The following is an 11,194-nucleotide window of genomic DNA, read 5'->3' as shown; positions in this document are numbered from 1 at the left end:
CGGCGACGTGAGCGACAGGCCACCTTTCAGCACGGGCAAAGCCAGTCCCGGCGAAAGAGGTCACACGTTTACGCATCAATATCCCGCAGGCCTGGCAGACCGAGGGGGCGGAGCTGCGCGCGTGCGGCACGTGGCAACACTGATGGCGCGGTCAGCGTGACCACGCGCCGTCGATTTTTCCTGTCGCTTGCTTTGTCCAGCATCCGTGCCTGGTCCGGTTTTGGAAGTGGCGTGGTGTGCGCAGCTGTCGTCATCATATGCGCCGTCACGATGCGCCGTCTCGAGGACCGCTAAGCCTGATTTTCTTGTTGATGCTGTCCGGCATCAGATTTCCCACCGCCTTCTCGGGTAGGTCCTTGTCGGTCTCCGTCACCTGCCGGCTGAACCCCCTGCGGATCAATGAACGGGACAGACTGGGCCGCCGTCGAGCATGTTCGCGGCGCAGCCGCTCCAGCCCGCACGATCTCGCCGCAACCTGCGGTGGCTCGCGCAATGCGCTGCAGCGCCGGTAGCCAACGGCATACGCGATGCGGTCACCGTCCACCGGCTTGGTAACCCGTCGCGCGCCCAGACCGCAGTTGTCTGCCGCCGCGCGCTCGCGCAGCGTGTCGCCCGCGTCCAGAACCACGTCTTGCTGACAAACCGCTCGGCGTCCTGTTGGGTCGAGCACCGTGCTCGCGTGAATGTGAAATCGCGCGACCGCGATGTGTCGGTGACCGCCATAGCAGGGATACCTCGGCGGCAATCAGCGACGACATCAGCCTCGCCGGGCACAGGCCGACTGGTGTCTGGTGCTTGAAGGCGGCCGTCACCGCGTCAGTCCATTCGCAAAGTGCAGCCGGGCGAGCATTGTAGCTGCCCGCATTCGACCGCCTGGCTGACCTGCCTGCAGTGCTGGTGATACCTATGAGACAGGATCGAGCGAGCAGCGGGTTCGGCCACCCAGCACGAGGATCGCGGCTCTAGTCATCCCCCATGGAGGAGCAGACAAAAAGAATGTCGTGTCATCTCGACGATGCCATGCGCGATATTGATTGCGCGTATGCTCCTTGAAGCAGACGCTCTTCGATCTGCTCCGCGTTCGGGCTGGCACAAACAGGGGCTGACGCTGACTGAACCCGCGTTCGGCATGTCGATGACGCGTCGCGGTTGCGATGCCGAAAATTCCCGTCGGTCAGCGCCATACGGGCGCGGCCCGGACTTGCCCTCGTCCGACGAGATCGGCGCTGACTCCGCGCAGGTCGCCCGATTTGCCGTGATAGCGGCAAGGCCCAGACTGATCGACGCCGTGGACCACGCGGCGGGCCAGATCCGGCGAATGACTGTCCATGGCACCTGTATCCTTGAACAGGACCATCGCCTGTCTTGATGCGCCTCACAGACCTCGGCGCGGGCTCACCATCGGCGACGAGGCCGTAAAGCCGATGGCGCAGCATCGGGCTCTTGCCGTTGCCCTTGCCTTCCTTGTCATAAACTCATGGAACCGGCAGCTGGTGTCGCCGTTGAGCCAGCCAAAACAGCGAGCCGATTCGGAACCGGGCTCGGATGCAGGTAGAAGGGCCGCTTGAACGACCACGCCATTGAGCCGGAACCGGCGCGGAAAATACCCACCCGCCCGAAACTCCGTAGTCCTTGTCGAACACCAGGCCCTGCTGGATCGCCTCCTCGAGGTCGGTCAGATACTGCCTGGCGGCAGCGCGGATATGGGGACCGGCACCACCCGGCTCGCGTCGACATCCTTCGGCCCAGGCTGCCATCAGGATCAACGTCCGAATCCGTGCGCAGTCAGGTAAAATCGTCCTTGAACAGATCCGCCCGGCACTGGCCCCAGGGTTCTTGAGCCCGCGCTCTGCTGCCGGTGTCAGCCCGGAAATCCCGGGCGAGCGTCAGGAACCGGCGGAATGTTTCATTGAGCTGCCTGACCTCGGGCGGCACTTGATCTGCTCGCCGTTCCGGGTCAGTGTCACATAGGTCTCGCCACCCCCGGCGACGCCATGAACCGCCTGGCTGTACTCATGCCGCCGCGCCCGCGCTCGCACACATCAGGACGAACGCCTCGAGAACGGCCTGCGGACGACGTTGATGGTCGGATTGCGGATCGCGCGAGCCGGTCATAGATCAAGCAGCGCCAGGCTCAGATAGCCGGTTTTCAGCTCGGCCGCCGACCTGCCGCCTCGCGCTCCTCGCATCTGACATCGTCCATCCGCCACCGCCGCCGGTAAACGGGGACAACGGTTTCTCACTCGCTTGCGCTCCTTCATCTCACCCTTCACAACAGCTTTTGGCCCAATTCCCACCCGCTAAACAGAAACCCTCTTCCGCTGGTATCCAGGGCGAGGCGCTCAGCCTTTTGCCCCTCTACCCCGCCGAGGAAAACCGAGGGTCGACCGCTAGCCGTCGATGCCGACCTGGTCGAATAGCCGCGCGCCTCTTACCGGCAGCTTGACGCCATCGTAGTATCCGGGCATAGCGGCCGCAGCGCGCTGGACCAGAGCGGCTCGGCGTCGCCGCGATGCGCGACGATGTGGTCAGCCACGCCAGCAAACCGCCGCCGGGGATTGGTCTGGACGCTGCCGTCCATCTGCCGCGAGCCGTCATTGACGAATGCCCCGCTTGAGGCCAAAAATCTCAGACCGGGCCTGGCTCCACCTCAGCGAGACGCTGCCGCTTCAACCGCGGTGCTGTACCAGCGCCGGTACTCAGCCGCCTGGCGCTGCGATCATCCCCGGCGGCCTGCCATCGCCCGACCCCCAAAACGCAAAAAAGGCCCGCGATCCGCGAGCCTGCTGTCGTCATCCTGATCTCAATAGCAACCTGCCACGTTCAGCTCCACCGCTCCGGTGTCTGCTGGCCGGTCCGCCGCCCCGGTCGGTCTGTTGTTCGTGTTGTCCGCGCAGCCCCGGGGATCCGACGAGTTGTCCTGCGCAGAGAGTCGCCGACGCCTTGAGGCTGTCAACAGGCAGCGTTGCCTACACTCGCCGCTAAACGCCGAAACATCCGCCCACCGCCTCACCGCCCGCCGTAACGCCGTTGACAACAACCTGTTGCCCGGCAAACGGACCATCCACAACGAGCACCACATCGTCCAGCTGGACTTGTAGCCAACCTCGATCTCACGCCCCTGAACGAGGCAATCGAGGTCGCGATCACCCGGTGAGATCCCACCGGCACATGCACTGCCCGCCCGCCGCGCCCACCGACAACAGCCCCTGACGCCGTCCGTTGCCCGCACCAGGTCAACCGTCTCGCCGCTTTAACCACATCCAGCCCCACGAACAGATAATGCACCATCATCGGCCGGTAGGGTCAATCAATCCGCCATTCGACGCCCAGTCTGCCTCCGCTCGGCAACCATGTAGCGGTGTGATCAGCAGCCCCAGTCACTTGGCGGGGTGCCGCCCCATTGCTCGTAGCGCGGATTGCACCACGCCACCACCCACTCCAGCGGCACATGCCGCACCAGCGCCATCATCAGTATCCAGCTGCTGGATCAACGCGTAGTTGTGCCCGTTGATTGGGCAATGTCGCGCCCGCCCCCTCACAGTGTCGAAACGCACCCGCCCCATACATGTGCGACGGTCTCGCCCGCTTCCGGCCTCACGCGCCGGGAAATACACCCACTCGGCCTAGCGGCCAGCATCGGCAAACCACGGCCTTGCGTTGGCTCAGCTCCGCCCACGCCCGCCACAGGGCCGAGCCCCGGTACCTGCTCGGTCCGCTCGGCTAGCGCCAGCACCGCGGCGTCAACAGTCGTGCCGCGCGCCCGGTTGAGCGCGTTGTCCCAGCGTGTTGACGCGCGGCCAGCCACCCGCCGCCAGTTTCGCCTGCCACCTCGTCCGCCGACAGCGTCCCGGCTGCGATCATCTGCTGCCCATGCGCGTCGGAGCCATGTTGCAGCGCGGGTCCGGATCCGCCGCCAGCGCCGCAAACCGCGCCGCCGCCCAAGCTTTACCCCAGGCCGGGCCGCATGGGTGGAGGCTGCAGCTGAGGCCGCACCCCGCCGTCACCCGCTCCCAGCGCTTCTCGGCGAGGTAGGTCGAGACGAGCAGACTTGGTCCGCCCGGTCCGCCGCGCCTCGGCCACATAGGCCGCCAGCCTCGTCGCCGCCGCCTCGCCTGCTCGTCGGTCAGTGCAACCCAGGGTCGTTCGGCTGCAACCTCACTGTCGGTTGCAAAGGTCGGCCACTCCGGTGCACCCGCCTCATCCGGGCTCGCATCGTCTCGGCACGCACCGCGCCATCGGTGGCGCTGTCCGCGTTCCCGCTCGCGCGCTCTCTCAATAATGGTTCTTGATGGTTCATTACGGTTTGGGCGGCGTGGTGCCGCCCGTCTCTGTCGTGGATGTCACCCGTCTCGGCACCCGTGTCACCCGTCTCGACGGGCGGCGCAATGTCACCCGTGACACCATGACACCCGTCAGAGCCCACCGCCGCCCGCCCGATTGCCTCCGGCACCATGTCATATCGGGTCGCCTGACCGGGCCGCCCGGAGGCCTCCGCCACAACCACCAATAGGCCCTCCTTGACGAAGTCGGCCATGTGCCGCTGCACCGTGCGCCGGTCCATTTCGGTCTGCTCGGCCAGCGTCGCAACGGTTGGCCAGATGCCGCGCCCCTCGTCGTCGGCATAGTCGGCCAGCCGCAGGGCCAGAAGCTTGCGCGAGGGGCTCCCCATGCGCGCCTTGAAAATACGGGACATCAACAGGATGGACATGCGTCCGCCTCCTCCAGAAAATTCAGGGAATAGTCAGAGATCTGATAGGGAACGCTTACGCCCCGGCACCTCGCGAATGACCTGCAGCGCAGCGAGCCGGAACAGCGCCAGCGCCACGTAATGCGCGGGGTGGCCCAGGTCGCGGCCCAGCACCGCCCGGCTCACGCGCACGGCCTGCCCCGGCTGGTGCCGCTCGCACAGCTCGCGCAGCACCTCGCGCGACACATCGTCCCGCCCCAGCCGCGCCGAGATAGCCTCAAACCGGGACAGCGCCACCTCGCTCATGCCGCCACCAGCTCCCCGCACCGCGCCAGCAGGCGCATTGCGTAGTCACTTGGCGGCGTGTCCAGACGCATGGGCATCAGCAACGCCATGCGCGCCAGCCCGTCCGCATCCGGCTCCCCGCGCAGCACCAGCGGCGCGCCAGCCGCCGCCCCGCCCTTGAAATTAGGGCCGCTGCCCGGCGACGACGAAATCGCCCTTCTCGATCACGACCTCGCTGGCACCGGCCCAGTTCCGGAGCAGCTGCGCGAAATAACGTCCATCGACCTCAAGCACCACCGCATCGCCGGTCCCGCCGTTTGTCTCAACCCGCGCCCCGGCCACGACCTCCTCAAGGGCCGTGCCGTCACTCACGCGCGCCTCGATGACGACCACGCTGCGCGACATCACCAGCCTGACTGATCGCGGCCCGTCACCCAGCAGTGCCGACGCGCGCCGCAGCGCCCGCAGCGTCGCCGCCACATCCAGCGTCATGCGCAAGGCAGGCTCACCCGACGGCACAACGCGCCGCCAGTTCGGATAGGTCGCCTCGCACAGTTTTGCCGTCACGCGCACGCCGCCACCCTCGAACCGAGCGCGCTGCAACGCCCCCGCCGTGACCGTGACCGGCCCGGCCAGTCGCGCCACCCGGCCCGCCGCCCCCATCGGCAGCAGCACAGAGGAGAGCGCCCCCTCACCGCGCAGCCCGCAGGGCTCGGCAGCCAGCCGGTGCCCGTCGGTCGCAACAGCCAGACCACCCTCGATCAGCACGTTCTGCAGGTAAAACCGCGTCTCCTCGCGGCACACGTAGGGCAGGCACCGCGCAATCGCCTGGGCAAACCCCTCGCCCGCCGTCACCGGCGCACCCTCCGGCGTAAACGGCAGCTCCGGCCAGTAGGCAGGCTCAAACCCCGGCAGCACCACCCGCCCGCGCGCATGATCCAGCGTCACCGCCACCGCGCCCTCAGCGCGTGACAGCGTCAGCACCTCATCCGCGTCAAACGCGAGCAACAGCCGCGAAAGCAGCCGCGCTGGCACCACGGCCCGGCCACTGGCCTCAGCGGTCGCAAACGCGGCCCGCACCTCGACGTCGAGGTCGGTTCCGGTCACAGACGCCCCGTCCAGTAACACGCCCGTGAGGATCGGCGCGCGCATCCAGCGCTCAACCACCGGCAACACCGTCGCCAGACCCGCCCGCAGCTGCCCCGCCGTCGTCACAATCTTCATCATGCCTCGATCTCCTCAAACAGCGGCCCGGCCGCCTCCTGCGGGCAGCGCGCCCGCACCAGTGTCAGGTCAACCGCCCGGCTGTGCCGCTTGGCCGCGCCCGGCGCGATCCATTGCAGCGGCCGCGCCGCCGCCCCGTCCGTGCGCCAGACAACCCAGCAATAGGCCGTGGCCGTCCCGGCATCCGGGTCCCAGCCGCCCCGCGTCAGGGAAACGCGCTCGGCAAACACCGCAACCACATGCGGCGGAAGCGGGATGAACAGCTCCACCGCCCGGGCAATCGTCTCCAGCCAGCGCAGCGGCACAAACATGGCCACACCCACGCGCGGCCGGTGCAGCATCGCCCGCTCGACAAACTGCTGCGGCAAGTCGCCAAAGGGCGGATTGGTGATGATCCAGTCGAACCGGCCGGGCTCAAACTGGTCCTGCGGCAGCAGCGACAGGAAGTCCCATTTCGAGCCATGCAGCGGCGAAAACCCCCGGTCATGCAGGTCAGAGGCAACCACCTCGGCGAAGAAATCCGCCAGCGGCACGGCCATATGCCCCTCGCCGCAGGCTGGCTCCCAAACCGACAGCGCCGCGCCGGGATCCAGTCCCAGCACCTCGGCACACAGCGCCCGCGTCGCCCAGGGCGGCGTCGGAAAGAAGTCGTCCGACCCGCGCGGCTCGACCCGCGAGGCCATCACTGCCCGCGCCGCCGCCGGCTGCGCTTTCCGCAAGCCCCCATCGGTTAACCTCCCGCTAAGGTTTGTTTCATGGGGGGTTGCACGTGGATCATGTCACCCACAGCAACCTCCCCGCCGCACTCGACGAGAAACGCCAGAGGATCGAGCCCATAGACCGCACACAGAACGAGCACGCTCTGCGCCGACTGATAGGCATCCTCGCTCGCCCGCTCCGCCCGGCTGATCGTGGCCGAGGACACGCCAGTCAGCTCCGCCGCCTCGCGCACCGTCAGCCGCCACCGCGCCCGCCCGCCCGCCAGCGCCTGCCCGAGGGCAATCCGGTCAAGCCGCAGCATCGCCCGCCCCTCCCTGCGACCAGTGCCGCGCCCGCTCCTGAAAATCGCCGTAGGTGAGCCCGCAAAACCCGGCCAGCCGGTCGAGGTCATCCGCCGCCACCCGCCGCCGCGCGCCGGACATCACGTCCCGCGCCGCCGCCACCCGGCAGCCGCTACCAGCCCCGCCACATCGGCAGGCGTCAGCATGGCCCGGCCGAGCCCCCGCGCCCGGTGCCCCGCCTGGGCGCTGACAAACAGCGTGAGCAGGCTCCGCGCCCCGAACGGGGTGAAATCCGCGTGAAAAGAGGCAAGCGCCGCACTCATCCCTTGGCACTCCCCTTTTTCCGCCGCGCCTTGTCCGCAGGCGCCGGGCAATAGGCCAGCGCCCCATGGCCCTTGCAAAACGCCCCATGCGTGCGGCTCTCACCGCAGTAAACCGTCGATCCGTCATCCGCCGTCAGCGGCCAGCGGCAGGTTTGCGCATTGAGTGCATGCAGCCCGACAGGCCCGGCCGGGCGGCAGGAGGTCAGCGCCAGCGCCCGCCGCTCGTCCGCCGTCATGCCCGCCCGCTCCGCATGGCTCGCCGAATGTCCGCCCATGCGCGCCAACAGCGCCGAAAGCGTCGGCAGGCTGGCCGGGTCCGGCCGCTGCCGGTTGGCCGCATCGCCGCTCACCAGCCGCGTTTTTGCCCCGTCGCCTGCCGCCACCGCCCCGCGCCGTGCCGCCGCTGCCCGCGACGTCGAACCCTGCGGCTGCTGCAGAGCCAGCCCGGCCCGCTTAACACGCGGCAATCACAGACTCGCGGCTCAACACGCCATAGCGCGGTGCCAGCGCCGCAGCGATCTGCGATGCCGACAGCCCGGCCTCGACAAGCGGGCGCAGCGCCGCCGCCTTGTCCGCCGGGCGCAATCCGCCCCACGCGGCCTCAGGCCGCTCTCCGGCAACCGCCCCGGCCTCGCCCGCCTCACCCCCTACCAGCGCCAGTGCCGCCGCGCGCCGCGCCGCAACAATCCCCGCCGCCCGGCAGGCCGCCGCCGTCTGCGTAAACCGCATCGGCCCGTGCCGGACGGACAGCCGCTCCGCCATCTGGGCGTAACTCAGGCCCGCATCCGCCAGCGGCAGCACAGCCGCCTGTTTTTCCTGTGCCGTCAGCTGCCGCCACGGCCGGTCACCCTGTCCCGCCCCGCTCATTGACCATCCTCCAGAAGCTGGTCCGCCCGCGCGCGCATCGCCGTCAGGCTCTCGATCACCCGGCTCAAAAGGTCGCGAATGCGCAGGCTGCGCACCTCGTCGGCGCTCACCTGCCCGTCATCGGCCAGCGCCTGGCACACGGCCGCAACGGCCTCGCCATGCTGCCCGGCCACCGCGGCCAGCATCCGCCCCCAGTCCGCCGCCGCCCCGCCCGCGCCCGGCCCGGCCACATAGGCCCCGCCCGACAGCGCGCAGATCTCGCGCAGCAGCAAAGGCGCCTCGTCCCGCGTCACCGCGTCCAGCGTCAGGTCGAGCAGGACATCCAGCGGCATGTAGACGTCGGCATGGTCCGCCGCCGCCGAGCAATAGGTCTGCACGGTCTGGCGGCCGACGCGCGTCAACGCCGCCGCCGCCTCCTGCCCGCCCGCTTGCCGCACCTGGTGGGCGCAGGCGCGTTTCAAGGCCGCGCGCTGGTGTTCGTTGGATGGTCTCGGCAGTTTCATGGACGGCCTCCTGCGGCACAGGGACTCGACTCCCGCGCGTGCGCGTGCTGATCTGCACGCAAGCAAACCGGGAGGTGCTGGGGATGACGGGAATACGTTCGGCGATTGACGCCATTGCCTTTGAGATCGCGCTCATGGCCGCGCCGCCACCGCCGCGCGCCATCCGCCTGCCCATGGCGGACGACGACGAGGACGACGACGCCCGCGCCGATCTCGGCCATGCCGAAGGCCAGTCCTTCGCCATTGACTATGTCAACGCCAAGGGCGAGGCCTCCACGCGCCGCATCACGGTCTGGGCGATCCGCGAGGGCGCAGACGGCACGCCGCTGCTCTACGCCCGCTGCCACGAGCGCAAGGCCATGCGCTCTTTCCGCGTCGACCGCATCGCCTGCTGCATCGATTATGACGGCGAGGTGCATGACGATGTCGCCACCTTCCTCGCCGACAATTTCGGCATGACGCCGCAGCTGGTTACATTCACGCGCCCCGCCGCGCGGCAGCCCGGCAGCCGCACCCGCTGGCAGGAGGCACTTGCCCACATCAGCCCGCACGCAATCCTGCTCGCCGCCGTTGGCCGCGGCGACCGCCGGTTCATCCAGGTCGAGGCAGACGAGGCCGCGCTGCATTGCGCCGAGATTGCCGAGCGCGCCAGCCACGCCTTTGATCACGACTGGATGCCGCGCCTGTCGCGCTACATCGCCCGCCTGCGCCCGCCCGAAACAGCCATAGCCGAAGCGGTGGAAATGCTGCGCAACCGCAGCCCGCAGGAAATCACCAGCGCCCTCGTCGCCTGCCTCGCCGTCATGGACGCAGACGGCAAACGCCACAGCGCCGAACTGGCGCTCGTCAACGCCATCGCCGAGGACCTCACCGGCCTGCCGATTGCCTGACGCCCTCATCCCGCAATCTCCTCTGAGTTGCGGGATGACGTCTTTCGCCGGCGTGAGAGGGTGACGTTGTCGCCAAGCGCGCCGTCTCGGCGTCGATGTAGTCGACAACGCGCCGCGCCGTTTTCGTCCGGACATCGCCCCCGGCCCGCAGCCGCTCCACGAGGCGACCGTTACAGGCGGCACGATGCCCGAATGTCCACTCACACATGCGTTCACCGGCCCCATGTTTCAGAGACAAGAACGCGTCGATTTTGGTCAGCAGCTCTTTATGCATACGCCAAATATGCACGCTTTGGCGTGCAAATCAACCGAGACCCCACGAATTTACGTGCGTGCGAGCGTGCAATCCACTTTGTATAACTCACGCATGGGCGTGACATGGCAAGATAGGCTTAAAGCCGCATGGGCGTTTTCGGGGCTTTCGATGCGAAAGGCATCGAAGATGGCGCGGCTCGGTGACAACTACCTAAGCCAGGCGTTCAAGTCCCAAGGCGAGCCGAGGCTCGGCGATCTTGATCGCATCGCGCGGACGCTCAATGTGCCGACAGGCTGGATCCTGTCCGGCCTTCCCGCATCGAATGAACTCGACGAACTGACGACGATCACAACCGGTATGGAATGGCAGGACGCGCAAGCCGCAGCCGAACAGTTCCGCATGCGCGTTCAAGGCAGCAAGAGCTTGGCCCTCCCCGCTCCGACGACAGATTTCGAAAGCGACGCAGACGGCATCGAGACAGACGCATCAGGTAGTTCAATCGACTTGGAACTGTTCAAAGAAGCCCATGATCTTGCAATCCAGTACGAGCAGCGCTTGAGCGGAACTATGCAGAGCGCTGAGAAGCGCATGGAACTGGTAAAGTTTCTCTACGACCAACTGCGTAAAGACCGCCAAATACAACCCTGAAACCTGCCGCATTGTAGCGCAACCGCCGTACAATCACACACGTATTACCCACCTGCGCAACATGCTTAACCGCGAATTTTACTTGCCTTTCAAAATCTAATTGTGCGTAAGTCCGGCATCGGCACGTTTTGCCACCCCCGCCCCATCGGGTTACGAGTTAATGCCTGCACCTGACAAAGATCCGTACGACCTGTATTTAAGCGCGGCATCGAATATCTTAAGCGACACAATCGCAATAGATGACGCACGTGTACTTGCTTCGTATATCGAAGCCGCGCGGCGCTATAACGTCTACATGCTGGTCGCCGGCGTCATATGCTTCGACCTGTTTGGCCATTCGAGGCCGGATACACTGTCCGGCCAAGACGCCTTAACTTGGATAGACGCCGCCAGCCCGGTCATCCTGCTTGCGGCAGCAAAAGCCGGGAACCAACCATGAAGACATTCGCGTCGCGGCTTACTCTCGATCACCTCACGAGCGGCCACGGCGACGCGATGGCCTGCACC

At 67.2% G+C, this 11,194-nt stretch carries 14 protein-coding genes; 3 read left to right on the top strand and 11 right to left on the bottom strand.

Going from position 1 to position 11,194, the window contains the following annotated elements:
- Positions 1–265: 265 nt before the first annotated feature.
- From OVA12_RS14990 to OVA12_RS14940, 11 genes are all read right to left on the bottom strand, one after another.
- Complete coding sequence (locus OVA12_RS14990) at positions 266–628, bottom strand: hypothetical protein (RefSeq protein ID WP_268138654.1); 363 nt, start codon at positions 626–628, stop codon at positions 266–268.
- Between the two features lie 546 nt (positions 629–1,174).
- Positions 1,175–1,330, bottom strand: a complete 156-nt coding sequence (locus tag OVA12_RS14985; protein ID WP_268138652.1) for a hypothetical protein — start codon at positions 1,328–1,330, stop codon at positions 1,175–1,177.
- Between the two features lie 2,796 nt (positions 1,331–4,126).
- Positions 4,127–4,711 carry a helix-turn-helix domain-containing protein gene (locus OVA12_RS14980; RefSeq protein WP_268138650.1) on the bottom strand — a complete coding sequence of 195 codons (585 nt, stop codon included), beginning with the start codon at positions 4,709–4,711 and terminating at the stop codon, positions 4,127–4,129.
- A 33-nt stretch (positions 4,712–4,744) separates the two neighbouring features.
- Positions 4,745–4,996, bottom strand: a complete 252-nt coding sequence (locus OVA12_RS14975) for a hypothetical protein (RefSeq protein WP_268138648.1) — start codon at positions 4,994–4,996, stop codon at positions 4,745–4,747.
- On the bottom strand, positions 4,993–5,124 hold the full coding sequence (locus tag OVA12_RS14970) for a hypothetical protein (RefSeq protein WP_268138646.1): 132 nt from the start codon (positions 5,122–5,124) through the stop codon (positions 4,993–4,995). Before OVA12_RS14970 ends, OVA12_RS14975 begins: the two co-directional genes overlap by 4 nt.
- 34 nt (positions 5,125–5,158) lie before the next feature.
- The gene (locus OVA12_RS14965; protein WP_268138644.1) at positions 5,159–6,202 is read right to left on the bottom strand and encodes a DNA polymerase III subunit beta; all 1,044 of its coding nucleotides are present in this window, start codon (positions 6,200–6,202) and stop codon (positions 5,159–5,161) included.
- Entirely contained in the window at positions 6,199–6,882 is a 684-nt protein-coding gene (locus OVA12_RS14960) for an SAM-dependent DNA methyltransferase (RefSeq protein ID WP_268138642.1), read from the bottom strand. Before OVA12_RS14960 ends, OVA12_RS14965 begins: the two co-directional genes overlap by 4 nt.
- 47 nt (positions 6,883–6,929) lie before the next feature.
- Positions 6,930–7,220 (bottom strand): helix-turn-helix domain-containing protein, encoded by a 291-nt coding sequence (locus tag OVA12_RS14955; protein ID WP_268133692.1) that lies wholly within the window; start codon positions 7,218–7,220, stop codon positions 6,930–6,932.
- 299 nt (positions 7,221–7,519) lie between these two features.
- Positions 7,520–7,990 carry a GcrA family cell cycle regulator gene (locus tag OVA12_RS14950; RefSeq protein WP_268138640.1) on the bottom strand — a complete coding sequence of 157 codons (471 nt, stop codon included), beginning with the start codon at positions 7,988–7,990 and terminating at the stop codon, positions 7,520–7,522.
- Positions 7,977–8,390 (bottom strand): hypothetical protein, encoded by a 414-nt coding sequence (locus OVA12_RS14945; RefSeq protein WP_268138638.1) that lies wholly within the window; start codon positions 8,388–8,390, stop codon positions 7,977–7,979. The genes OVA12_RS14950 and OVA12_RS14945 overlap by 14 nt, the downstream gene beginning before the upstream one ends.
- Complete coding sequence (locus OVA12_RS14940) at positions 8,387–8,893, bottom strand: hypothetical protein (RefSeq protein WP_268133695.1); 507 nt, start codon at positions 8,891–8,893, stop codon at positions 8,387–8,389. The genes OVA12_RS14945 and OVA12_RS14940 overlap by 4 nt, the downstream gene beginning before the upstream one ends.
- An 83-nt stretch (positions 8,894–8,976) precedes the next feature.
- Between OVA12_RS14940 and OVA12_RS14935 the strand changes: the two genes are divergently transcribed.
- From OVA12_RS14935 to OVA12_RS14925, 3 genes are all read left to right on the top strand, one after another.
- A complete protein-coding gene (locus OVA12_RS14935) occupies positions 8,977–9,783 on the top strand; it encodes a WYL domain-containing protein (RefSeq protein WP_268138636.1) in 807 nt (268 codons plus the stop codon).
- Positions 9,784–9,967: 184 nt separating this feature from the next.
- Complete coding sequence (locus OVA12_RS14930) at positions 9,968–10,687, top strand: helix-turn-helix domain-containing protein (RefSeq protein ID WP_268133697.1); 720 nt, start codon at positions 9,968–9,970, stop codon at positions 10,685–10,687.
- A gap of 160 nt (positions 10,688–10,847) precedes the next feature.
- Positions 10,848–11,126, top strand: coding sequence for a hypothetical protein (locus OVA12_RS14925; RefSeq protein ID WP_268133698.1), 279 nt, complete (start codon positions 10,848–10,850; stop codon positions 11,124–11,126).
- Positions 11,127–11,194: the final 68 nt, after the last annotated feature.

It is taken from the genome of Pannonibacter sp. SL95 (genome assembly GCF_026672425.1).
Taxonomy (GTDB): Bacteria; Pseudomonadota; Alphaproteobacteria; order Rhizobiales; family Stappiaceae; genus Pannonibacter.
The sequence above is the reverse complement of the archived record's forward strand: the minus strand, read 5'-3'. Positions and strand labels throughout refer to the sequence as shown.

Excerpts from the sequence above, each read along its gene's own strand:
- OVA12_RS14985 (WP_268138652.1), bottom strand. The coding sequence starts at position 1,330 with ATGGACAGTCATTCGCCGGATCTGGCCCGCCGCGTGGTCCACGGCGTC.
- OVA12_RS14980 (WP_268138650.1), bottom strand. The coding sequence starts at position 4,711 with ATGTCCATCCTGTTGATGTCCCGTATTTTCAAGGCGCGCATGGGGAGC.
- OVA12_RS14975 (WP_268138648.1), bottom strand. The coding sequence starts at position 4,996 with ATGAGCGAGGTGGCGCTGTCCCGGTTTGAGGCTATCTCGGCGCGGCTG.
- OVA12_RS14965 (WP_268138644.1), bottom strand. The coding sequence starts at position 6,202 with ATGATGAAGATTGTGACGACGGCGGGGCAGCTGCGGGCGGGTCTGGCG.
- OVA12_RS14960 (WP_268138642.1), bottom strand. The coding sequence starts at position 6,882 with ATGGCCTCGCGGGTCGAGCCGCGCGGGTCGGACGACTTCTTTCCGACG.
- OVA12_RS14955 (WP_268133692.1), bottom strand. The coding sequence starts at position 7,220 with ATGCTGCGGCTTGACCGGATTGCCCTCGGGCAGGCGCTGGCGGGCGGG.
- OVA12_RS14945 (WP_268138638.1), bottom strand. The coding sequence starts at position 8,390 with ATGAGCGGGGCGGGACAGGGTGACCGGCCGTGGCGGCAGCTGACGGCA.
- OVA12_RS14940 (WP_268133695.1), bottom strand. The coding sequence starts at position 8,893 with ATGAAACTGCCGAGACCATCCAACGAACACCAGCGCGCGGCCTTGAAA.
- OVA12_RS14935 (WP_268138636.1), top strand. The coding sequence starts at position 8,977 with ATGACGGGAATACGTTCGGCGATTGACGCCATTGCCTTTGAGATCGCG.
- OVA12_RS14930 (WP_268133697.1), top strand. The coding sequence starts at position 9,968 with ATGCCCGAATGTCCACTCACACATGCGTTCACCGGCCCCATGTTTCAG.
- OVA12_RS14925 (WP_268133698.1), top strand. The coding sequence starts at position 10,848 with ATGCCTGCACCTGACAAAGATCCGTACGACCTGTATTTAAGCGCGGCA.